19 protein-coding genes and 1 tRNA gene are annotated in these 22649 nt (G+C 34.9%); 8 read left to right on the top strand and 12 right to left on the bottom strand.

What is annotated here, in order from left to right; all coding sequences use genetic code 11:
- Window positions 1-260: 260 nt before the first annotated feature.
- From ABEG11_RS04215 to ABEG11_RS04180, 8 genes are all read right to left on the bottom strand, one after another.
- On the bottom strand, window positions 261-2039 hold the full coding sequence (locus ABEG11_RS04215) for an AMP-dependent synthetase/ligase (protein WP_348822949.1): 1779 nt from the start codon (window positions 2037-2039) through the stop codon (window positions 261-263).
- Window positions 2040-2268: 229 nt separating this feature from the next.
- Window positions 2269-2712: a hypothetical protein gene (locus tag ABEG11_RS04210; protein ID WP_348822948.1), complete on the bottom strand. Its 444-nt coding sequence runs from the start codon at window positions 2710-2712 to the stop codon at window positions 2269-2271.
- Window positions 2713-2870: 158 nt separating this feature from the next.
- On the bottom strand, window positions 2871-3476 hold the full coding sequence (locus tag ABEG11_RS04205; protein WP_348822947.1) for a hypothetical protein: 606 nt from the start codon (window positions 3474-3476) through the stop codon (window positions 2871-2873).
- 136 nt (window positions 3477-3612) lie between these two features.
- Entirely contained in the window at window positions 3613-5391 is a 1779-nt protein-coding gene (locus tag ABEG11_RS04200) for a 7TM diverse intracellular signaling domain-containing protein (protein ID WP_348822946.1), read from the bottom strand.
- Complete coding sequence (locus tag ABEG11_RS04195; RefSeq protein ID WP_348822945.1) at window positions 5369-6004, bottom strand: response regulator; 636 nt, start codon at window positions 6002-6004, stop codon at window positions 5369-5371. Before ABEG11_RS04195 ends, ABEG11_RS04200 begins: the two co-directional genes overlap by 23 nt.
- Before the next feature lie 205 nt (window positions 6005-6209).
- Window positions 6210-7079 (bottom strand): hypothetical protein, encoded by an 870-nt coding sequence (locus tag ABEG11_RS04190; RefSeq protein WP_348822944.1) that lies wholly within the window; start codon window positions 7077-7079, stop codon window positions 6210-6212.
- A gap of 109 nt (window positions 7080-7188) precedes the next feature.
- On the bottom strand, window positions 7189-10881 hold the full coding sequence (gene purL / locus ABEG11_RS04185) for a phosphoribosylformylglycinamidine synthase (protein ID WP_348822943.1): 3693 nt from the start codon (window positions 10879-10881) through the stop codon (window positions 7189-7191).
- 414 nt (window positions 10882-11295) lie between these two features.
- Window positions 11296-12822 carry a VHS/ENTH/ANTH domain-containing protein gene (locus ABEG11_RS04180; RefSeq protein WP_348822942.1) on the bottom strand — a complete coding sequence of 509 codons (1527 nt, stop codon included), beginning with the start codon at window positions 12820-12822 and terminating at the stop codon, window positions 11296-11298.
- Between the two features lie 191 nt (window positions 12823-13013).
- Here ABEG11_RS04180 and ABEG11_RS04175 point away from each other — a divergent pair, with 191 nt between their 5' ends.
- From ABEG11_RS04175 to ABEG11_RS04155, 5 genes are all read left to right on the top strand, one after another.
- Window positions 13014-13442, top strand: a complete 429-nt coding sequence (locus tag ABEG11_RS04175) for a PaaI family thioesterase (protein ID WP_348822941.1) — start codon at window positions 13014-13016, stop codon at window positions 13440-13442.
- Between the two features lies 1 nt (window position 13443).
- Window positions 13444-14508, top strand: coding sequence for an isochorismate synthase (locus ABEG11_RS04170; RefSeq protein ID WP_348822940.1), 1065 nt, complete (start codon window positions 13444-13446; stop codon window positions 14506-14508).
- A gap of 72 nt (window positions 14509-14580) precedes the next feature.
- Window positions 14581-15297 carry a bacillithiol biosynthesis deacetylase BshB1 gene (gene bshB1, locus ABEG11_RS04165; RefSeq protein ID WP_348822939.1) on the top strand — a complete coding sequence of 239 codons (717 nt, stop codon included), beginning with the start codon at window positions 14581-14583 and terminating at the stop codon, window positions 15295-15297.
- Window positions 15298-15374: 77 nt separating this feature from the next.
- A tRNA-His gene (locus tag ABEG11_RS04160) sits at window positions 15375-15448 on the top strand.
- A gap of 173 nt (window positions 15449-15621) precedes the next feature.
- Complete coding sequence (locus ABEG11_RS04155; RefSeq protein ID WP_348822938.1) at window positions 15622-15951, top strand: YegP family protein; 330 nt, start codon at window positions 15622-15624, stop codon at window positions 15949-15951.
- 67 nt (window positions 15952-16018) lie between these two features.
- Here ABEG11_RS04155 and ABEG11_RS04150 read toward each other — a convergent pair whose 3' ends face one another.
- From ABEG11_RS04150 to ABEG11_RS04135, 4 genes are all read right to left on the bottom strand, one after another.
- Window positions 16019-17122, bottom strand: coding sequence for a PAS domain-containing sensor histidine kinase (locus ABEG11_RS04150; protein WP_348822937.1), 1104 nt, complete (start codon window positions 17120-17122; stop codon window positions 16019-16021).
- Window positions 17123-17374: 252 nt separating this feature from the next.
- Window positions 17375-18391: a M28 family peptidase gene (locus ABEG11_RS04145; protein WP_348822936.1), complete on the bottom strand. Its 1017-nt coding sequence runs from the start codon at window positions 18389-18391 to the stop codon at window positions 17375-17377.
- 24 nt (window positions 18392-18415) lie between these two features.
- Window positions 18416-19189 (bottom strand): dienelactone hydrolase family protein, encoded by a 774-nt coding sequence (locus tag ABEG11_RS04140; RefSeq protein WP_348822935.1) that lies wholly within the window; start codon window positions 19187-19189, stop codon window positions 18416-18418.
- A gap of 112 nt (window positions 19190-19301) precedes the next feature.
- Window positions 19302-19754, bottom strand: coding sequence for an Lrp/AsnC family transcriptional regulator (locus tag ABEG11_RS04135; RefSeq protein WP_348822934.1), 453 nt, complete (start codon window positions 19752-19754; stop codon window positions 19302-19304).
- Window positions 19755-19988: 234 nt separating this feature from the next.
- Here ABEG11_RS04135 and rocD point away from each other — a divergent pair, with 234 nt between their 5' ends.
- The 3 genes from rocD to ABEG11_RS04120 all read left to right on the top strand — a co-directional run bounded on the left by rocD (window position 19989) and on the right by ABEG11_RS04120 (window position 22548).
- A complete protein-coding gene (gene rocD / locus ABEG11_RS04130; protein WP_348823114.1) occupies window positions 19989-21239 on the top strand; it encodes an ornithine--oxo-acid transaminase in 1251 nt (416 codons plus the stop codon).
- A gap of 263 nt (window positions 21240-21502) precedes the next feature.
- Window positions 21503-22315 (top strand): uroporphyrinogen-III C-methyltransferase, encoded by an 813-nt coding sequence (cobA, locus tag ABEG11_RS04125; protein WP_348822933.1) that lies wholly within the window; start codon window positions 21503-21505, stop codon window positions 22313-22315.
- Window positions 22312-22548, top strand: a complete 237-nt coding sequence (locus ABEG11_RS04120; RefSeq protein ID WP_348822932.1) for a MoaD/ThiS family protein — start codon at window positions 22312-22314, stop codon at window positions 22546-22548. Before cobA ends, ABEG11_RS04120 begins: the two co-directional genes overlap by 4 nt.
- Window positions 22549-22649 lie beyond the last annotated feature (101 nt).

Here is a 22649-nt window from a genome sequence, read left to right as displayed (position 1 = left end):
GGTAAAATTTGTAAATTTTTTCCTTTAAAAAATATCGATTTACGTAATAAAAGAAAGACAGTTTCTTTCAAAGATAAAAAAAAATGTAATGTGAATTAGCTGTGGTTAAGTTTTAAGATAGCTGTTTGTTATAAATAAGTATTTAATTTTTAGACAAAAAGCAAGAATTTGATGTAGGATTATAGCAAAAACAAAGTGCCTATATATGAAAAATCCTGATACAAATGAATCAGGATTTTTTAAAAATTCAGAGCTGAATATTAGGCATTACCATAAATCTCTTTATATAGGTTTTTGTAAATCTCCAATATAATTTTTCGTCTTAGTTTAAGGGTTGGGGTGAGGTGTCCGCCATTTATGGACCACACATCTGGTGTTAATTCGAAGCGTTTTATCTGTTCCCAATTTCCGAATTTTGTGTTTAAATGATCGACTTCTTCTTTGATCCGGGCAATAACCTGTGGATTTGAAACTATTTCTTCATTGGTTTTTCCAGCATCGATTCCATGCAACTTAGCCCATTCCTTTACAAATTCAAAACTTGGCTGAATAAAGGCGCCAGGCATTTTTTCGCCATCACCGATTACCATAATCTGCTCGATAAAACGGGATTGCTTCATCGTATTTTCTATAAGCTGTGGAGCAATATATTTTCCTCCCGAGGTTTTGAACATTTCTTTTTTCCTGTCGGTAATCGATAAAAATCCATCTTTGTCCACATTCCCAATATCTCCTGTATGAAAGTAGCCGTCAATTATAGCTTCGGCGGTTTTTTCCGGATCTTTGTAATAGCCCATCATCACGTTAGGCCCTTTGCAAAGGATTTCGCCGTCTTCGGCAATTTTTATTTCTACATTATTAATGATTTTGCCGGCTGTTCCTATCTTAAAGCCTTTGTTTCTAAAATCATTTACAGATATTACAGGTGAAGTTTCAGATAATCCGTAGCCTTCCATGATGTATATTTCTGCGGCAGCAAAAACTCTAGCCAATCTTGGCTGCAATGCAGCACTGCCGTTTACGATCAAATCTAATTTTCCTCCAAGTCCTTCTTTCCATTTGCTGAAAATCAGTTTCCGGGCTAATTTTAACTGCAGTTCATACCAGAATCCGTTTACGCCATAAGGTTCATATTTTAGTCCTACACCAACAGCCCAAAAGAATAATTTCTTTTTGATACCTGTCAGATCTGATCCTTTGGCAATTATTTTTTCATAAACTTTTTCAATAAGCCTTGGTACACCAGTCATTACAGATGGACTTATTTCTTTAATATTATCGGATATTTTTTCTATAGATTCGCCAAAATAAATAGAACACCCATAAAATTGATAGATATAGGTCACCATTCGTTCATAGATATGGCAGATTGGCAGGAAGCTCAAAGCCCTGCTTACCCCTGCATCAAAAGGGATTCTGTCGGCACTGTCCAAAACATTCGATACTATATTTTTATGAGATAACATAACTCCTTTTGGTCTTCCTGTTGTTCCCGAAGTATAAATGATTGTAGCTAAATCTTCTGGTTTTACATTGTTTTTTCTTTCTTCAACAGCGTCTTGATTACTGCTGTCGTTACCCAGTTTTAATAACTCATTCCAGTTTTTGCACCCTTCGATTTCGTTAAAGGAATAAATTTCTTTTAATGATGGAACATTCGCTTTAATGTTGTTTACCTTATTGAAGACTTCTATATCCGAAACGAATACATACATCGCCTCCGAATGATTTAGGATATACTCATAATCTTCCTCGGTGATGGTTGGGTATATAGGTACATTTTGGGCACCAGTCTGTAAAATACCCACATCCATTATGTGCCATTCTGTTCTGTTATTGCTTGATATGATAGCTATTTTATCATTTTTTTGTACGCCCAGCCTTAGCAATGCTCTAGAGATAACATTCGCTTTATCAATATATTCCTGAGTGGAGGTTTTTTCCCAAACACCATTTTGCTTTGTTACCAAAGCATCTGGTTTATTGTAATTTTCTAGCTGATAGTATGGAAAATCAAAGAGACGGTTGATAGTTATCATTATGAGATTATTAAATTTCCTCGCAAATTAAATAAAAATTAATAATAATTTTTATTTTCCAAAGATTAATTATGGCAATAATAATTACGGTATTGGTAATCAACGAAATCGATTTCTTAAACAGGCCGGTTTTGAATGAATTTTCAATACACAAATCATTATTTCTTTAACAATTGCTTGAAATAGAATTGATTCAGAGAATATTTTTGTGCTTTCTTGAGTATAGAAATTATTCTATATATTCTTTTACACGCTCTCCAGAGATATACATTTTTTTCTTGTCATAATGGATAGAAAATGACTGCAGCGTCCATTCGTCTTCATCGGCAGCTTTAGAGCTGGCAGCTGAGCTTTTTTTATACCAAAGGGAGTAAGAAGCACTATTGAAACCTTCTTTGAAAATAGGAATACCTGATTCTGAACATTCAATTCCCCAAATGATAGTTTCTTTCGTTAAATCTTCATTTTGCATAATTCCTGTCCCGTCTTCGTTAAGAATCGTAGTTGGCTCGATTTGATTTACATAAGTATACAAGCCTGTTATTGGGTAGCCAATTACTGTAGCTATATAATGCACTTTATTGTCGCTTTTGATTTTTGTAACTTTAATCTGGGCATAAGATTGAACAGCACCCAGTACAAGTGCGGCAAGCAGTAATGTAAAATTTTTCATGATGTAGGTTAATTTTTTTTTGAAGCAAGGGGAATTGCTTTTAATGAATGTTAGTTTTATAGGGCGAAGGTACAAACTGAATTTTGCATAAAAAAACTCATTCTATTATTTGAATGAGTTTTTTTGCAAGTGGTATTTGGGGGTTAAGAGTGAACTTTCTATTTTTTGCTTGTTCTGATTTTAAATGTAAATGTACCTGAAACCGGTTTTATAATCTCTGTTGAAGAAACAAGGTAAGTTTTCATTTCATACTTGCATTTAACTATAAAGACAGCGTATTTTGCCTCGCTTTTTAAATATTTTATTTCAACTACCTGATTGTATTCTGTTTCCGAAAGTCCTTCCAGGCTTATTAATCGTTTTGAAGTATTGTCAATGCTGTTAGCGTCTAAGGGCAGTTTCTGTGAAAATTGAAAAGGCTCATTATTTTCATAGGTTGTCATTATTTTATGTTTTTTTAAAATTTTAGCCTTAACAATTCTGGAGCTGTCTCTTGGATATGAAAAGCAGAAAGTTTCTCTGGTAGACTCGGAACTTGCATTGACAGTTGATGTGGTGTCGTTTATTTCGTTCGGAAAAAGATCTAATTTTTCACAATTTATTTTTCTTTCCCAATCGGGAGTTTTAAATGACAGATGGAGGTCTTCTGTAACAGCATTTGGATCATCAGATGACTTGTCATCTTCTGCAGTACAAGAGACGGCCGCCATTGAAAAAACTGCTGCATAGACAGCCATGATTTTTAGTGTTTTCGTGCGTTTCATTTTTTGGGATAAAGTTGTAATCATTGGAAATTATTTAGTTGATAAATGGTTTAATTTGGGAAAACTGTTTTAATGAACTTAGCTTTGGCAAAGAAAAAGCATAGAATTAAATGTGTCAATACTCATTTATGGGTATTTATAGTCTTTTTGGTATGCATATCTGAATAACTGTTCCATTGTTTTTGGAACTATTGATGTCTAACGTGCCTTTGTAAAACAGAACTCTTTTTTCAATATTTTCAAGCCCAAAACCTTTGGCTGTTGCATTGGAATCAAAACCAATTCCATCATCTGTAAATTGAAACAGATAGTGTTTGGGATAGGCATAGAGTTCAATGATTACAGAATTAGGTTTTCCATGACGCAAGGCATTATTAATGATTTCCAGTGACATAAGATACATGTCATAGATCCATTGCTCTTGAATTTTTTCAGGGAAATCGTAGGCAAAAATTTCTATAGTAATGTTTTTTAAATTTAAATTCCAAGAAGGTATTTGCGATTCCAGACTGGATATAAATGCGCCGTCATCTAACGATTTTGGTAAAATAGTATGAGATATTTCCCGGATGTCACTCGCCAGTTTTTCAATATTGCTTTTTGCTAAATCATTGTTTTTTAGCTGTATAAGCTGGAGGATATGAGCAATTTTACTTCCAAAGTTATCATGTATAATATTGGATATATTGCGTCGTTCCCTAATTTGGGTATTAGTTATGCTTTGTAGCGTTCTTTCTTTTTCTTGAATAATCTCTTTGTTCAGTTCGTTGTTTTTCTGGAAAGTGCTTATGTAATTTTGAGTTAATACATAGCCGAACATTAAAATTTCATAAAAGCAGATGTAAATCAGCCAGTCCACAGACAGCTTATGGTTTATAATTTTGAATTCGCTGAAAATAGTAACAATTCCCCATACAATATGAGGTGTAAATGCTATCAGGACATAAACTGCAGCATTTCTGTTGTATTTTAAATTTAGAAGTACACTTATAAAAATAAGAAATAAGATAACTGTAAAATTGCAATAGCCTGCAAAAAAGAAGGGTTTAAGCCATTCATTTTTGTGGACTGCCAATAATAAAACGGTGCTTGCAATGACTATTAAATTAATTGTATTAAGAAAAGTGATGATTTTATATTTGAGCGGTTCCTTATGTCTCAGATCTAAAAAAGCAGTTACAAACAATGTCAAAACAATCACCAGTATTGTCGATGAATAGATTCGTAATTCGCTGAAATAAAGAAATTTATTAAAAAAAATATTTCTTGCAAAATGAGTAGAAATCATCAGATAGATACTGCCAACTATTGCGTATAAGTTGTAATAGAGATAGATTTTTTCTTTTGAAAAATAATACAAGTGAAAGTTAAACAGGATAACTAAAAAAACAATCCCAAGCGAAAAAGAGAGCAATGCAATCTTATTGTTTGATTTTTGAAACAGTGTATCTTCATTTTCTATGCTAAAATTAAAATTAGCAAAAGAAACTATTTTTTTTACCCTGAAAATCAGTGTTTTTTCTTCATTAGGCTTTAAGGATAGCTTGAAGGCCTGTGATTCGATGAACGGACTTATATTCGAAGTCCTGTCGCCAAGAAGCTTTTCGGTTTTATTATTATATAAAGAAATGCTGTCAAGATTATTATTGTTGAGGCAGATCCATTTGGACTTATAATGCAGGCTGTCATAATTTTTTATTTTTAATATGCACCAGATAGCACTGTTTTTATTATATCCAATATCAATTCCGTTTTGTAAATCAAAATCTTGAAATTTTTTAGTTTTAATATCGTTCAAAGTCCATTGTGAAAGCGAGTCTACTGCATAAAGAGTCTTTTTGATAAGCAGTTCTTTATCTTGAGAAATGCTGAATTGGCTAAAAAGAAATAGACTAAGAAAAAATATTATTCTCATGAGCGAATTTTATTAGAGATCCACAATTGGAAATTTCTAGTTTTCGATTGATATTTTTTCTATGAGTATCTACTGTTGATTTGCTTATGCATAAAATTAGTGCAATTTCTTTGCTTGTTTTTCCTTCAATAATCAGTTTTATGATTTCTTTTTCTTGTTTGGATAAGCGGAATTTATTTACAATTGTTCCGTCTAACGAACTGTAATTGTGGTTTATTTTTACATGGTTTTTATTGACATAAAAATCCGAATCGCTGTCCATTTCGATAACTTCTATCAGTTCTTCGGCAGTGGTTTCTTTTTTCAGAAAAGCATTTACCCCCATTTTTTCTGCTTTTTGAATCAAAAAATCCTCAAAATAAGCAGTAAGAATGATAGATTTTACGTTTTGTAATTCACTTTTGAGTTCTTCAATCAGAACAAAACCATCAAAACCATTAATATTCAAATCGCAAATAAAAACATCTATGCTGTTTTTTTGAATATAGCTTTTGCAAGATGCAGAATTTTCAAATGGTATAATAGTATAATCTTTACCGAATTTTTTTAAAATTTCGGTAATGCCTCCCAAAAAAAGAATGTGATCATCGCAAATTACAATTTTTTTGCCCATAACAATTTCTCCAGTAAATCTGTGGCAAGGTACAATTAATCAGGAAAAAAGAACAATACCCATTTATGGGTATTTTAAAAAAAGTTATAATTGATGCTGATTTTGAACAGAAAAGGACTTATTGTATAGATAAAAAACAGGCATTGATACGTCTATATCTATAATAAAATATTAAAATAAAATGATCGATCAGTTTGAAAAAAAATCAATATGTGTATTTGTAAAGATATAAATACCCTTCATTAAATTTTTTGACTCCCTGTGGGGAATACAGATAACTTTTTACTTTTTTTTCAATTGCATTACCGTTTGAATCGAGTTTATAGCTTATTACTGTTTCTTCATTTGGATATTTTGCAGCGTTGTCTGAGTTGATGGTGGCTATATTGATTAACCTGTTATTGCGGTCATATTTATAAATGTTTTTATAGAATGGCGCTCCCGATTTTAATGTTAATGATTCTTTTATCAGCCCATTAATGTCGTAATTGTATTTTGTTACCAGATCGGCATTTTGATAATCAATTTGAAAAATCTGATTGTCATCATTAAAGTGGTAGAAATATTCCTTTCGATCGGTTATTTTTTTTGGAATGCCAGCGATGTAGTCTTCTCCTTTAAATAAAATATTTTTCTTTTGGACATATTTATAATCTACTGTAGAAAATAGGGGCTCTTTTTCAGTTGCATTTTGGGTTGAGTCTGTTTCGTTCGATAAGAGAGTGGTTTCAATATCAATATGAGATACAAAACCCTTATTTGTATAACTAAAAAAACTCTTTTTGGATTGCTGATTCCTTAAAGTTTCCTCTATTTCCTTGGTGAGGCCGTTTGGGTCAAATTTATATTGATAGCTCACTGAGGCAGAATCGTTTGTTGTATGGCCTTGACTGTTAGTAGTGAATTTATGTTCCTGCATTTCTTTTACAGTTCCTTTAATCCCTAATGTTGTGATACTTATGCCTAATTCATGCAATGGATTAGTTCTTAAAGAAGTGTCAATGGATTGAGACAGGGCAGGATTAAAAAAAGACAGGAAACTTAAAATAAAAATAGATTTTTTTAAAAAATTCATTGGGGGCTTTTTAAAATTATAGGTGGTGCAAAACTAAAATATTTTCATGAAAAACCCGCCTCTAAATTATAAAGAGACGGGTTTTAAATTTGTTTTATACGTTAGATTTTTATGAATTGTGATTGTCAATCCATTTTTTAGCATTCACAAAAGCTTCGTGCCAAGGCGTAACCTCGTCATTTCTGTCTTTTGGATAATTAGCCCAGTTCCATTGGAAAGTGGAACGCTCAATGTGTGGCATCATTACCAAGTGACGTCCTGTTTGGTCACACATCATTGCAGTGTTAAACGCAGATCCATTTGGATTCGCTGGATATCCTTCGTAACCGTATTTTCCAACAATGTTATACTGATCTTCTGCGTATGGCAGATTGAATTTTCCTTCTCCATGAGAAACCCATACTCCAAGTGTGCTTCCCGCCAAAGTCGACAACATTACCGATTTGTTTTCCTGGATTTTTACAGAAGTAAAAATACTTTCGTGTTTATGGCTGTCATTATGAAGCATTTTTCCGTGAATTTCGTGTTCCGGATTGATTACTTCCAATTCCATAAACAATTGGCATCCGTTACAGATTCCGACAGATAAAGTATCTTCTCTTTTGAAGAAGTTTTTCAAAGCCGTATTGGCTTTTTCGTTGTATTTGAATGCTCCTGCCCAGCCTTTGGCAGAACCTAAAACATCCGAATTGGAGAATCCTCCAACCGCTCCGATGAATTGAATGTCTTCCAAAGTTTCACGTCCCGAAATCAAATCGGTCATGTGAACGTCCTTTACGTCAAATCCAGCCAAGTACATCGCGTTTGCCATTTCACGCTCGGAGTTACTTCCTTTTTCACGGATAATAGCTGCTTTTGGTTTTGGTTTAGAACCATCAATTTCAGGTTTTTTACCTGTAAAATGACTTGGGAAAGTATAATCTAAAGGTTGATTTTTATAATTGTCAAAACGAGCTTGGGCAGTTCCGTTTTTAGATTGTTTTTGGTCTAACAAGAATGACGTTTTAAACCAAATATCTCTGTACTTAGTAATGTCCAATTTGCAAGGACCAAAGTCTAAAGTAGCTTCGGAAGTAGCATTTCCAAGTTTGAAGAATTCTACGTTGTTGGCTCTTAATTTAGCTTCAACCGCTTCATCTGAATTGGCTTGGAATACAATAGCAATATTTTCAGAGAAAAGATATTTAATGATGTCTTTTTCTTCAAAAACAGAGAAATCAATTTTGGCTCCCAAATTAACGTCAGCAAAACACATTTCTAATAAAGTAGTAATTAAACCACCACTTCCGATATCGTGTCCGGCTAAGATTTGATTGTCTAAAATCAATTCTTGAAGTGTATTGAATGCATTTTTGAAGAAAGCAGCGTCTTTGATTGTAGGAGCTTCGTTTCCAATAGCATTCAGTGTTTGTGCAAAAGAAGAACCGCCTAATTTGAATTCGTCTTGAGATAAATTGATATAGTAAATAGAACCTCCGTCTTTTTGTAAAACTGGTTCAACTACTTTTCTTATATCTGTACAGTTTCCGGCAGCCGAAATAATTACCGTTCCTGGTGCGATTACTTCATCATTTGGATATTTTTGTTTCATCGAAAGTGAATCTTTTCCAGTTGGAATATTGATTCCCAAGTCGATTGCAAATTCGGAACAAGCTTCAACAGCAGCATATAAACGGGCATCTTCACCTTCATTTTTACAAGCCCACATCCAGTTCGCAGAAAGTGATACTCCTTTTAATCCGTCTTTTATTGGAGCCCAAACGATGTTGGATAAAGATTCGGCAATTGCAGTTCTTGTTCCTGCAACTGGATCAATCAAAGAAGCGATAGGAGAGTGCCCGATAGAGGTTGCAATTCCTTCTTTCCCCTGGAAATCCAATGCCATTACACCAACATTATTCAATGGTAATTGTAATGGTCCTGCGCATTGCTGTTTGGCGACTCTTCCGCCAACGCAGCGGTCAACTTTATTAGTAAGCCAGTCTTTAGAAGCAACCGCTTCTAGTTGTAAAACCTGCTCTAAATATGTTGCTATATTTTTTACATCATAGTTTAAACCGCTATAGTTGTAATCAATAGTTTTGTCTGTCATTACTGTTTTTGGAGAACTTCCGAAGAAATCTTCCAAAGCATAATCCATTGGTTTTACACCTGTAGTTTTAGATTCGAATGTAAAACGGTGATCCCCCGTAACATCACCAACCTGATACATTGGAGAACGCTCTCTTTCGGCAATTCTTTGTAAAGTGTCGATGTCTTTTTTACCAATAACCAATCCCATTCTTTCCTGAGATTCGTTACCAATGATTTCTTTTGCCGAAAGGGTAGGATCACCAACAGGTAATTTGTCCAAATCAATCAATCCTCCAGTTTCTTCCACTAATTCAGAAAGGCAGTTCAAGTGTCCTCCAGCTCCGTGATCGTGAATAGAAACAATTGGGTTGTTATCGCTTTCTACCAAACCACGAATGGCATTAGCAGCACGTTTTTGCATTTCTGGGTTGGAACGCTGAATAGCATTCAATTCGATTCCAGAACCGAAAGCTCCTGTATCTGCAGAAGAAACCGCAGCACCGCCCATTCCAATTCTGTAGTTTTCACCGCCAAGAATAACGATTTTATCGCCTTCTTTTGGTTTATGTTTAATAGCCTGATCTAATTTTCCGTAACCAATTCCACCCGCCTGCATGATTACTTTGTCGTAACCAATTTTGCGGGTTTTTAATTCCCCTCCTTTGGAGGGGTTAGGGGAGGTCTCTTCGTGTTCGAAAGTTAAAACCGAACCAGTAATTAATGGCTGGCCAAATTTATTTCCAAAATCTGAAGCTCCGTTTGAAGCTTTGATCAAGATGTCCATTGGAGTCTGATACAGCCATTTTCTTTCGGCTACTGCATCTTCCCAAGGTCTGTTTTTTTCTAATCTTGAGTAAGAAGTCATGTAAACTGCAGTTCCGGCCATTGGCAAAGAACCTTGTCCTCCGGCCAGACGGTCACGGATTTCACCTCCCGAACCTGTTGCAGCTCCGTTGAAAGGCTCTACAGTGGTTGGGAAATTGTGTGTTTCTGCTTTTAAAGAGATAACCGAATCAAATTCTTTTATTTCGTAAAAATCAGGTTTGTCGGCAGTTTTTGGAGCGAACTGCTGTACTCTTGGTCCTTTTACAAAAGCAACGTTGTCTTTGTAAGCAGAAACAATATCGTTAGGATTTTCCTGTGATGTTTTTTTGATTAATTTGAAAAGAGAAGTTTCTTTTTCTACTCCGTCAATAACAAAAGTTCCGTTGAAAATCTTGTGGCGGCAGTGCTCTGAATTCGCTTGTGAGAAAGCGAAAATTTCTGAATCGGTTAATTTTCGGCCTAATTTAGCTGATAATTTATCCAGATATTCTACTTCTTCCTCGCTTAAAGCCAAACCTTCTGCTTTGTTATATGTGGCTATATCATCGATTTCCAGAATGGGTTCCGGATGTATGTTAATAGTGAAAATATCCTGATCTAATTGATTGAATTTTTGAGAAAGCATTGGGTCAAAATCAGTGAAATCTGCCGTGGCTGGATGAAATTCCTCAATTCTGATAATGCCGGAAATCCCCATGTTTTGAGTGATTTCAACCGCATTGGTGCTCCAAGGCGTAATCATAGTGGCGCGTGGTCCAACAAAAAAATCCGTCAATGCGGATTTCTCTATTCTATTTGCGTCGGCAAAAAGCCAGTTAAGTTTTGAAATGTCTTGAGCCGAAATTTCGTTTTGCGTCTGTACTGCAAAAACAGTTTTGCTTTGGTTTTCAAAGAAATGGATCATTGTTGTTGGTTTGTTGTTTTTAACGATGCAAATTTAGTTTAAATAAATAGTAAGAGCAAATGCGAAAAGCAAATAAAGTTAAAACACGAATTACACGAATTTACACGAATTAATGAAACTTGAATTATCGGAATCACTACTGATTTTTTAAGTTTTAGTCCGATTGCCGCTGCTTTTTTCTTTTCTGGATATTGGCAAAAAAGACAAATTTTCCCCTTTAGCCCCGATTGCAGTGGAAATCCTCCCTGACTGGGGTTCAGTCAGGGAGATTGAAACGAAAAGCGGGACCAATCTATCCTGAAAAAGCCTGATTTTTCTGCTCCTAAAAAGGATAACGGAATTCAGGATGAGAGGTTTGTGTAATTTTTTTAGACAAAGGAATTCGTGTAAATTCGTGTAATTCGTGTTTGAATGCTATTTCGGGAACGGTTTACTTTGATAAGCCCCTAAATCTGGAGGAAGCGTTCTGCTGATTCCTAGAATATCAAGCGGAATTAAATATGCTGAATTCCCTTTTGCGAAAGCAGAAGAAGTGTCATCAATATTGAAGTTGTTGATGTTTGGGTTAAAAAATTCTGGGTCTTTATTCAGGATAATTGCGTTGTAATGCGAAGGATCAGCATCAAATTGATAAAGAGGATCGCTTGTGTATTTATTATTTGTGTTATTGAATTTGAGCAGGCAATTGTTGAATTGATAGTTAAAAAGAGCTTCGTTTTTTTTGTCCAAAATCAGTTCATTCGAATAGGAACCATAAATAATACAGTTGTTGAATGTGGCACTGGTCAAGTCTTTTACTTCTGGTGCTGCTCCGCTGCCATAATTGCTTATGTAAACAGCAGATTGTCCCGGATTTGGCCAATTGTTGTTGAAAGTGCTGTGGGTAAACTTGTAATTGCCACCGTAGGTACAAGCCAAACTTGATTGTCCAGCATAGTTAATAACAATATTTTCGCCTTCAATCAACGCATTTTTGGCCTGAATTCCATAATGAGTACTGTTGTAAATCTGAGTGTTTTTTATTGAAGCTGTTGTGCCATTATTGCCATCAATCAGCAATCCAACTGTAGCATTTTTTAGAGTAAGATTCTGAATATTGTTATTGGTGCTTCCATTCTGCAGCCAGATTGTTCCCCATTGGCCTGGAATATATGCAAAATCAGGCTGCTGGCGGTCACTGCTGAAAATGACTTCATTTTCCAGTTTGTCAGTCGTGGATTTTGTTCCGTTAACATTAATGGACGAATTTTTGGACACGATAAGACCAGAATTGGCATGGAAATACACTCTTGCGCCTGGATCAAATGTTACGGTTTCTCTTTCGGGAACGGCGGCGTATCCATAAATCACATAGGCTTTTTTGCTGGTGAAATGAAGCTCATTGCCATGAATGGGATCGTTTTTATCCAGATAAAAACCATAGATTTTTTCGTTTCCAACAGGGAGTGTTTCAGTAGTTCCATCGGCATTGCGTTTCGGATATAATAAAACTGCATCCTGTACCAGAGTAACTAATTCTACTTTTTGAAGATTGGCACCGCTGTCAAATTCTATCTGATCGGTGTATAAAAATTCTTTTGGAGACGCAGGATCACTTTCGACTGTTGTTTCAATAAAAATATACAGGCTGTCTTTGGCTAACAGCGTAACGTTCTCGAACATCTTGCCTTGATTTCCCTGAGTGCCGTCAACAGACATCCGGTATCTTGAATTAAGTCCTTTGCCCAATTTAATGAGAGGAATATTGATGTCGTTTTTGGAATGGTTGTAAACTTTTAGGGAATAAGTGCTGGAACTCAAGTTGGTAAAAACGGTGTCTAAATATACAGTATCCTTTGAAAATCTTAATTCGCCGGTACTGGCTACCGTATCAAAGTCACTGCGGCATGCGCAAAATGAAAGCAGTATTCCAGTTAAAAACAATGAGATGATGCGATGCATTTAATTTATTTTTTTTGTAAAAATAGGAATAAATTAGAATCTTAGGACTAGAGACAGATTAAATGATTGCTGGATTTAATCTTTCTAATAAACAATTATTCTAATTCAGCTTTATCTGTGTTTGGTATTTGTTATATTTCTTTTTTTGAATTATCAAATTAGCGTATTTTTACAATCTTTAAAATTAAGATATGACTTTTGATAAAGATAAAATCCTCGAATTCTGCAATACTTTTTCCAAAAACACTTTGATGGAAACGCTCAAGATCGAGTATATTGACGCAGGTCCTGATTTTTTAACTGCAAAAATGCCTGTGAATTCTTCAGTACATCAGCCGATGGGTCTGCTGCATGGCGGTGCTTCGGTGGCATTGGCAGAAAGCGTAGGAAGTGCGGCTTCACATTTTTTTATTGATGCAAAAAGCCAGGAGGTGAGAGGAATAGAGATTTCGGCCAATCATTTAAAAAGTATACGAGAAGGATTTGTTTTTGGAACAGCACGGATTATTCATAAAGGAAAAAGCCTGCATCTTTGGGAAATTAAAATCACGGACGAAGCTGGGAATTTGATTTCGCTGTGCAAATTGACAAATATGGTTTTGACGAAAGAGAATAAATAATATGAATGATTTTTTTGAAAGAGTACTGCAGCATCAGGAGAAAAACCTGCCGTATGTTTTGTACTGCAAACCCAATTCAGATACAATAATCGGGATGTTTCAGCAGAATGATACTTTGTATGATGTGCATGATTTTACAGAGAAAGGATTTGTTTTTGCTTCTTTTGATGGTTGCAAAAACCATATCATCCCAGAAGAATATTCCGAAATTGAGAATTTTGTATTTGAAAGCAAAGATATTGAGGAAATTGAAAGAGATTTTACATCTTCTGCAGAAACTGATAAAAGAAATTTCGAATTGCTGGTTGCCAAAGGAATTAAGGCGATACAGAATGAGGAATTTAAGAAAGTAGTATTGTCCCGAAGAGAAACTGTTGTTTTGTCTGATTTTGATTTAGTGAAGGTTTTTCAAAAATTAGTCCAGCTATATCCTGCGACTTTTGTGTACTGTTTTTTTCATCCAAAAATAGGAATCTGGATGGGGGCAACACCTGAGCAATTACTAAAAGCGGATAATGATATGTTTAAAACCATGGCATTAGCTGGTACGCAAAAAGATACTGGTTTTGAGATTGTTACATGGAAAGACAAAGAGAAACAGGAACAGCAGTTCGTTGCCGATTTTATTGTTTCAGAATTGAATAAAGTGTCTGAATCCATTTTGGTTTCTGAACCTTACAGCATGAAAGCAGGCAGTATTTGGCATATAAAAACGGATATTTCGGGTCGGTTGACTTCGGTGCAAAATCTGAAAGAAGTCATTAATTTACTGCATCCAACTCCTGCAGTCTGTGGTTTGCCAAAAGAAAAGGCAAAGCAGTATATTTTGGATAACGAAAATTACGAAAGGACTTTTTATTCGGGCTATTTGGGTGAATTGAATAGAAGTTCGGTATCAGATAAAACCAGTTCCGATTTATTTGTTAATCTGCGGAGTATGCAGATTAAAGACGGTAAAGCCATTTTATATATGGGCTGTGGTATCACGAAAGACAGCATTCCCGAAAAAGAATGGGAGGAAAGCGTCAACAAATCAATGACAATGAAAAGAGTTTTAAACGGTTAAAAAAAGTTGATAGTTTATTGTTTAAGAACTGAGCAATAAACTATAAACTAAAAACAATAAACAAAAAAAGATATGAAATTAGATATATTGGCTTTTGGAGCACACCCCGATGATGTAGAATTGGGATGTTCGGGAACTATTTTAAAAGAGATTTCTTTGGGTAAAACTGTTGGAATTATTGATTTGACCCGAGGTGAATTAGGTACACGCGGTTCTGCTGAAATCCGGGATGAAGAGGCCGCCGCCGCCACAAAAATACTAGGAGTTTCTGTTCGGGAAAATTTGAATATGAGAGACGGTTTTTTTGTTAATGACGAAAAACATCAGCTGGAAATTATAAAAATGATCCGTAAGTATCAGCCGGAAACTGTATTGTGCAATGCGATAGACGACAGGCACATCGATCATGGTAAAGGCAGTAAATTAGTTTCGGATGCCTGTTTTTTATCAGGATTGCTAAAAATTGAAACGGCTGTTGATGGCGAAGTGCAAAAACCTTGGAGACCGAAAGTGGTGTATCATTATATTCAATGGAAAAATATAGTGCCAGATTTTGTGGTAGACATTACAGGATTTACGGATAAAAAAATAGAATCTATTTTGGCTTACCGTTCCCAGTTTTATGACCCAGATTCTAAAGAACCAGAGTCGCCCATATCAAGTAAAAACTTCCTGGAAAGCCTGAATTATCGTTCCAGAGATCTTGGGAGGCTTACTGGTGTTGAACATGCAGAAGGTTTTACTGCTGAAAGGTATTTGGCAGTCAATAGCTTAGGAGATTTGAAGTAAAAATGTCAATTTTTTTTTGATTTTTTGTTTGCAGAAGCAAACATTTGTTCTATATTTGCAACCGCTAAGCGCAAATGGTGGTTGTAGCTCAGCTGGTTAGAGTAGCGGTTTGTGGTGCCGCGGGTCGCCGGTTCGAACCCGGTCAGCCACCCAGAATAGAAAGCCTTGAAGAAATTCAAGGCTTTTTTTGTGGAATAAACTTTCTGTTGAAAATGTTATTTAAGTTGTTCTAATTTTTGAATTCAGATTTAAGTTTTGTATTTTAGAAGGCGATATAACAATTCAGATTTTAACTATTTATAAATTAATAACACTTAAACTTCTATGGGAACATTTTTGATTACTAAAAGAAAAAATGATGAATTTCAATTTGTTTTGAAAGCAGGTAATGGACAGGTTATTTTGGCTAGTGAAGGCTATTCGACAAAAGCTTCTTGTGATAACGGAATTGAATCTGTTAAAAAGAATTCGCAGGATGATGCCCGATTTGATAAATTAGAATCTAAAAACGGGAAATTCTATTTCAATTTAAAAGCAACAAACGGACAGATTATAGGTAATAGTGAAATGTATGAATCAGCCGCAGCAAGAGATAACGGAATTGAATCGGTCAAGAAAAATGCCCCAGATGCAGATGTAAAAGAGGATTTCTAAAAATAGAATAGTTGTAAAGGTAAAAGCTTCGGAGAAATTCGAAGCTTTTTTTGTATAATAAATTATTTTATATGAACTCTTTTTTAAAGGAAATGGTAAATGTTGTTCCTTCATTAATTTTGCTCTCTACATCAATTTTTCCGCCCAGGCTTGTAATATGGTTATTTACGAGATAAAGACCAATTCCTTTGCTGTCAATATGATTGTTGAACTTTTGATGCAAGCCAAATATTTTGTCCTTAACAAGTGCCATGTCAAATCCAATACCATTGTCTGAAAAAATCAGCTGATTTACACCTTCAGTTTTTCTGGAATAGATCGAGATAACTGGCGCATAACCAGGATTTGCATATTTAATGGAATTGGTAATCAGATTTAGAAATATGCTCTCTAAATAAGTTTTGTTGAAATTTATTTTTTCCAGCTGTGAAAAGTCAATATTGATAGTAGCTTTAGAGGTTTGGATTAACGAATTTACAGAAAAAATAACTGTATTTAAAGATTCCATCAAATCTATCTCTTCTATCTGTGCTACAGATTCGTCTTCCTGAATTAAAATATTTACATAGTCATTTAAAGTCTCTTTTAAACTTTCGGTTACCAGTTTCAGCATTTCAATAAGCTTGATAGTTTCGGAATCTTCAATTTTGGAAACATCCAGAAGAGAAAATATAGCGAGCAGATTATTTACAGGTGATCTTAGATCGTGAGAGGTTGTATAGCTTAATTTTTTTATGTGGTTATTGATTTTGGTAAACTTTGTAAGCAACAGATTTCGTTCATCTTCCAGTTTTTTTCGATGAGTAACGTTTTTGGCTACTGCATAAACTAATTTCTCCTCGGGCACTGGCATTGAGGTCCAGGAAAGCCAAACAATTTCGCCATTTTTTGTAACGTAACGGTTTTCAAAATTGAAAAGAGGGTTGTTTTCAAGGACTTTTATCCGAGATTTTAATGTGTATTCTCTATCATCAATAAATTGGAATTCACTGATGGGTTTTGAGAGCAGTTCTTCATTTGTGTAGCCTAATAGCTTAGAAACGGCAGGATTAATTTTTCTAAAAAAACCATCGTATCCAGCAATACATAACAAATCACCAGATAGTTCGAAAAATTTTTCGAAAATGTATCTGTTGTCAAAGTTTGGGATTGAATTGTGGTTTGCCGTCATTATCGAGTTGTACAAATGTTAGTTTCTCAATTCTTCAAGTGTTGTTTTTATAAAAGAATTGTGGTATTCTTTTTTTGGATTTCGTTATAAAAAGTTATGTTCATTGGCGAATGTACATATCGTTTAAGAAAACTCCAAATATATTGAAACTGTTTTGGTTAGATTAAGGCAGTTTTTTCAAGTAACAGATGTATTAATAAAAAAAGAGCTTCAAATTTCTTCGAAGCTCTCTGTTATGATATAATAATTGGATTATTTTATTGGTTTATCAACCGCAATTCTTTCAGTCCTGTTGGCTAAATCCCACGCAATTACAAATGCTAACTGAGTTCTTTTTGCTAAAGCATCAAATTCAATTTTTTCTGCTTCATCTGTTTTCTGATGGTAATCGGCATGTACTCCGTTGAAAAGAAATACCGATGGAATTCCATGTTTAGCAAAATTATAATGATCTGAACGCTCATAAAAGTGATTAGGGTCTTTTGGATCATTAAATTTAAAATCTAAATCTAAATGTGTGTATTTGTCGTTTTGTGCTACGGTAATGTTGTGTAAATCGCTGGATAATCTGTTAGCACCAATTACATATACATAATTATTGGTATTGGGATGGTCAAAGTCACGGCGTCCTATCATATCGATATTGATGTCGGCAATAGTATTAGCAATTGGGAAAATTGGGTTTTCTGAATAAAATCGTGATCCATGCAAGCCGTGCTCTTCACCAGTTACATGAAGAAATAGTATAGAGCGTTTTGGACCATGCCCATTTTTCTTTGCTCTCTGGAAAGCTTCGGCAATTTCAAGGATTGCAACCGTACCAGAGCCATCATCATCGGCACCATTATAAACATCTCCGTTTTTTACCCCTACGTGATCATAATGGGCTGATATAACCAGTACTTCATCTGGTTTTTCAGAACCTTCAATATAAGCCCAGATATTCTCAGAATCAGGCAGGCCTTCATTGCGTTTAGCATTTAAATAAGCGGCAGGAATAGGCTGGTAATAGCTGGATGCTCCTTTTGGATAGGATATTTTACTTTTTTTGTATTGGTTAATCAGGTATTTTCCAGCTTTTTTTTGTCCTTCAGATCCTGTATCACGACCTTCCATTTCATCGGAAGCGACAATATAGAGTTTTGTTTTTAAATTTTCGGCTGTAATGGTATTCATGAATTTGGCTGGATCGTCATTACTAGCCGATTTTTTTTGAGCAAATGAATTTAAAGCTGCAATAAATGCTAATAGAATTAAAGTTTTTTTCATTTAAGATTTGGGGTGTTTAATTTGTTATTTTTTCAATACTTCATTCAGGAAAAGCTGGAAATGCTCAAAAGATCTTTTGGCAGCTTTTTCATTGTAAGCGGCACCTTTTGAATTATCTGTACCCGACTCAGGATTGGTAAAGGAATGAACTGCATTGGCATAATAAATCATTTGCCAGTCGGCTTTTGAATCTCTCATCTCTTTTTGGAAGCTCAAAACCTCATCATTTGGTACATAAGTATCATCTGCACCATGGCAGATCAGTACTTTGGCAGTAATAGGTTCTGCTGGTCTAGAGGTGTCTTTGCCTAAACCGCCATGAAAAGAGACCGCTCCTTTTACATTCAGATGGCCACGAACAGCTTCAAGAGCTCCAGTACCGCCAAAACAATAGCCAATAACTACAATATTGTCTGGATTGGCTCCCGCTGCAATTAATTGTTCTAATGCCAATGAGATTCTCTTTTGATAAGCGGTAAAATCTTTTTTGTAAAATCCAGCAATTTTGCCAGCTTCGTTATTGTCATTTGGATAATTCCCTTCGCCATATATATCGGCTACAAATGCATAATATCCTAATTTTGAAAGGCTCTCTGCAGTGTCTTTAGACAGTTTGTCAATTCCTTTCCAAGCTGGTAAAATCAGTATACCAGGTTTTTGACTGCTTTTTTTGGCAGGAGTAATTTTAAAACCATTTAATATCTGATTTCCATCTTTGTATTGTACTGGCTTTAATTGTCCAAATCCTTGAACTGCAGTTATAAACATTGCAAAAAAAATAAAATGTAAGTTTTTCATAGTGTTATTTTTTTACAAATATCATTAAATAATTGTTATAAAAAAAACCTTGAATAAATACTTCGTTCAAGGTTTAGGATAATAAAATAATGTAATTTTTGCTGTATTTAGATTATAAACTGATGTTCCGTTTAAAGGCACAGCCGAGCTCAATTAACGATTCTGTTTTTGAAATGCCGGGAATAGAGTCGATTTTTTCATAAAGCAGCCGTCTCATGTGTTCATGGTCTTTGGCAATCATTCTTATGTAAAGTGTAAAAGTACCCGTGATGTAATAACATTCGGTTATTTCTGGAATCAGTTTTAGGGCTTCTATAACTTTTTCAGAATCCTGATCTTTCTTCAGAGTGATTCCGGTAAAAGTTCCCCAGTCGTATCCTATCTTTTTTTCGTTCAAAACAGGTCTGATTCCAGATATTATTCCCTGTTCTATTAACCGGTTGATGCGCTGGTGCACCATAGTATTTGAAATCTTGAGATTATTAGCTATTGAGGAAAAAGCCATTCTTCCGTCTTTTTCCAATTCTTTTATGATATTGATGTCAAATTCATCTAAAATGTCCATATTTTCCTTTTTTAAAGTTAAAATCACTTTTATTTGGGATAAAAGTAATTGTTTTTTATGTGTTTTTTCCGCTGTGTGTCTCGGGATGCGTTAAAATAACAACATGACTTATTTTTGTTACAAATAAATATTTATTTTTTAAAAATGATCTTATAAAAGTCAAATTTAGCTTTTTATTTGGCTAATAAAAAACATTTGTTACTTTTGTATGAATATTTTATAAAATTTTAGATGATGGAACATACAGCACAATCACTTTCTTTAAAATCGGAAGTTTTAATTGAAAAAGAGAATAAATACGGCGCACATAATTATCATCCGTTACCGGTTGTTCTGGAAAAAGGCGAAGGTGTTTTTGTATGGGATGTTGACGGAAAAAAATATTTTGATTTCTTATCTGCTTATTCTGCAGTAAATCAAGGCCATTGTCATCCAAAAATAGTTGGAGCAATGGTTGAACAGGCACAGAAACTGACATTGACATCGCGTGCTTTTTATAATGACCAATTGGGTGTTTATGAAGAGTATGTAACCAGATATTTTGGTTTTGATAAAGTGCTTCCAATGAACACTGGAGCCGAGGCTGTGGAAACTGCTTTGAAATTGTGCAGAAAATGGTCTTATGAAGTAAAAGGAATTCCCGAAAATCAGGCTCAGGTTATTGTATGCGAAGGAAATTTTCACGGAAGAACAACTACTATTATTTCTTTTTCGAATGATGAAAGCGCAAGAAAATCTTTCGGACCTTTTACCGAAGGTTTTATAAAAATACCGTATGATGACATTGAGGCTCTAGAAAAAGCATTGAAATCATCTGCAAATATTGCTGGTTTTCTGGTAGAGCCTATTCAGGGAGAAGCCGGAGTTTATGTTCCAAGCGAAGGTTTTCTGGCAAAAGCCAAAGCGCTTTGCGAAGCGCATAATGTATTATTTATTGCTGATGAAGTTCAGACAGGAATTGCGAGAACAGGTAAATTACTGGCAGTGCATCATGAAGATGTACAGCCGGATATTTTGATTTTAGGTAAAGCTATCTCGGGCGGTGTTTATCCGGTATCGGCGGTTTTGGCCAATAATGCGATAATGGATGTTATCAAGCCGGGACAGCATGGATCTACTTTTGGAGGAAATCCAATTGCAGCGGCTGTTGCAGTTGCCGCTCTAGAAGTGGTTCGTGAAGAAAATTTATCTGAAAATGCACAAAAATTAGGTTTGATTTTAAGAAAAGGATTGAATGAAATAGCAGAGCGTAATCCATTAATAGAATTAGTTCGAGGCAAAGGACTGCTTAATGCGATTGTGATTAACAGCAGTGAAGATTCTGATCTGGCTTGGGATATCTGCCTTCGTTTCAGAGATTACGGATTATTGGCAAAACCAACTCACGGAAATAAAATACGTTTTGCACCGCCATTAGTAATTACAGAAGATCAAATCCACGAATGTCTTGCTATCATCGAGAGAGCATTAAACGATTTTAGATAATAATCTTATTAAAAATAGAAAGAGAGGCTGCCGTAGATTTTGGTAAGCCTCTCTTTGTATTTTACGGTGTAATGAATTTTGCAAATATGTAATACTTTGAAAAGAATATTGTCTTTTTTGCAGGTCATTTTTTGTCAAATAGTTAAAAGTAAATGTTTTTCGGAAAATAAAGAGCAGATTTTGTTTAAGCGCTATTTTTAATACTTACATTTGTATAAGTATTTATACGTAGTTAATCAGAAGTTGAACTTATACTTTGAATCATGAAAACGGCAGATAAACCAAAATTAACAATAGTAGGAGCAGGGCCTGGAGATGTAGAACTGATTACACTAAAGGCAGTTAAAGCATTAGAAAGTGCCGATGTTGTTTTGTACGATGCATTGGTTAATGAAGAGCTGCTGCAGTATGCTCCGCAGGCTGAAATTATATTTGTTGGAAAACGTTTTGGATGCCACGCCTACAGTCAGGATCAGATTAACGATCTAATCGTTTCTATGGCCAAAAGTAAAGGGCATGTAGTCCGTTTAAAAGGGGGTGATCCTTTTGTTTTTGGAAGAGGAAGCGAGGAAATTGATTTTGCCAGTCAATTTGGAATTGAGACAGCAGTTGTTCCTGGAATTTCATCAGCAATGGGAGTGCCTGCTTCTAATGGTATCAGTCTGACGCAAAGAAAAGTTGCCGAAAGTTTCTGGGTAATTACCGGAACTACTTCAGAACATAAATTATCCAAAGATGTGGCTCTGGCTTCACAATCTTCGGCTACGGTTGTCATTTTGATGGGTATGAATAAACTGGATGAGATTGTCACTTTGTACCAAAACAATAGAACCGATGATCTGCCTATTGCAATTATACAAAACGGTACCAAAACAACTCAAAAGAAAGTAATTGGAACTATCAGTACAATTACAGCATTAGTAAAAGAGAACGAAATCGCTTCTCCGGCGATTATCGTAATTGGTGAAGTGGTTAAAAATGCATCAAAACTAACTTCGTATATTGAAAAGGAAATGGTTTTTGATTCTTTTTTGGAAGAGGAATTTATATTGCAGAATCTTGATGAAATGATATGATTAGGATAAAGTATTTTGGCGCTCTTGCTGCGCGGACAAGACGCCGTGGTGAAAAAATTGATTTTACGGATTTACCGTTAAGCAGATTATTGGGTGAGCTGGAAAAAAAATACGAACTCAGGCAGTTTCCTTTCAGTGTAGCAGTTAACCAAAAGATCATTGATAAATTTTCGAATCAGATCTTAAAAAATAACGATACAGTTGCTCTGCTTCCTCCTTTTATTGGGGTGTAATTTAGTTTTTTTGAAGTATTCTTAAGGATTTTGGTTTTTTACTTGTTTTTTAATTCAAAAATCCCAATTGCAGTATTATTTTACAAATAAATAGCATACTT

The organism is Flavobacterium aestuarii (assembly GCF_040049115.1).
GTDB lineage: Bacteria > Bacteroidota > Bacteroidia > Flavobacteriales > Flavobacteriaceae > Flavobacterium > Flavobacterium aestuarii.
The sequence above is the reverse complement of the archived record's forward strand: the minus strand, read 5'-3'. Positions and strand labels throughout refer to the sequence as shown.

Bases quoted from the DNA above. Each gene is read 5' to 3' on its own strand.
- ABEG11_RS04215 (WP_348822949.1), bottom strand. From the start codon at position 2,039: ATGATAACTATCAACCGTCTCTTTGATTTTCCATACTATCAGCTAGAA.
- ABEG11_RS04210 (WP_348822948.1), bottom strand. From the start codon at position 2,712: ATGAAAAATTTTACATTACTGCTTGCCGCACTTGTACTGGGTGCTGTT.
- ABEG11_RS04205 (WP_348822947.1), bottom strand. From the start codon at position 3,476: ATGAAACGCACGAAAACACTAAAAATCATGGCTGTCTATGCAGCAGTT.
- ABEG11_RS04200 (WP_348822946.1), bottom strand. From the start codon at position 5,391: ATGAGAATAATATTTTTTCTTAGTCTATTTCTTTTTAGCCAATTCAGC.
- ABEG11_RS04195 (WP_348822945.1), bottom strand. From the start codon at position 6,004: ATGGGCAAAAAAATTGTAATTTGCGATGATCACATTCTTTTTTTGGGA.
- ABEG11_RS04190 (WP_348822944.1), bottom strand. From the start codon at position 7,079: ATGAATTTTTTAAAAAAATCTATTTTTATTTTAAGTTTCCTGTCTTTT.
- purL (WP_348822943.1), bottom strand. From the start codon at position 10,881: ATGATCCATTTCTTTGAAAACCAAAGCAAAACTGTTTTTGCAGTACAG.
- ABEG11_RS04180 (WP_348822942.1), bottom strand. From the start codon at position 12,822: ATGCATCGCATCATCTCATTGTTTTTAACTGGAATACTGCTTTCATTT.
- ABEG11_RS04175 (WP_348822941.1), top strand. From the start codon at position 13,014: ATGACTTTTGATAAAGATAAAATCCTCGAATTCTGCAATACTTTTTCC.
- ABEG11_RS04170 (WP_348822940.1), top strand. From the start codon at position 13,444: ATGAATGATTTTTTTGAAAGAGTACTGCAGCATCAGGAGAAAAACCTG.
- bshB1 (WP_348822939.1), top strand. From the start codon at position 14,581: ATGAAATTAGATATATTGGCTTTTGGAGCACACCCCGATGATGTAGAA.
- ABEG11_RS04155 (WP_348822938.1), top strand. From the start codon at position 15,622: ATGGGAACATTTTTGATTACTAAAAGAAAAAATGATGAATTTCAATTT.
- ABEG11_RS04150 (WP_348822937.1), bottom strand. From the start codon at position 17,122: ATGACGGCAAACCACAATTCAATCCCAAACTTTGACAACAGATACATT.
- ABEG11_RS04145 (WP_348822936.1), bottom strand. From the start codon at position 18,391: ATGAAAAAAACTTTAATTCTATTAGCATTTATTGCAGCTTTAAATTCA.
- ABEG11_RS04140 (WP_348822935.1), bottom strand. From the start codon at position 19,189: ATGAAAAACTTACATTTTATTTTTTTTGCAATGTTTATAACTGCAGTT.
- ABEG11_RS04135 (WP_348822934.1), bottom strand. From the start codon at position 19,754: ATGGACATTTTAGATGAATTTGACATCAATATCATAAAAGAATTGGAA.
- rocD (WP_348823114.1), top strand. From the start codon at position 19,989: ATGGAACATACAGCACAATCACTTTCTTTAAAATCGGAAGTTTTAATT.
- cobA (WP_348822933.1), top strand. From the start codon at position 21,503: ATGAAAACGGCAGATAAACCAAAATTAACAATAGTAGGAGCAGGGCCT.
- ABEG11_RS04120 (WP_348822932.1), top strand. From the start codon at position 22,312: ATGATTAGGATAAAGTATTTTGGCGCTCTTGCTGCGCGGACAAGACGC.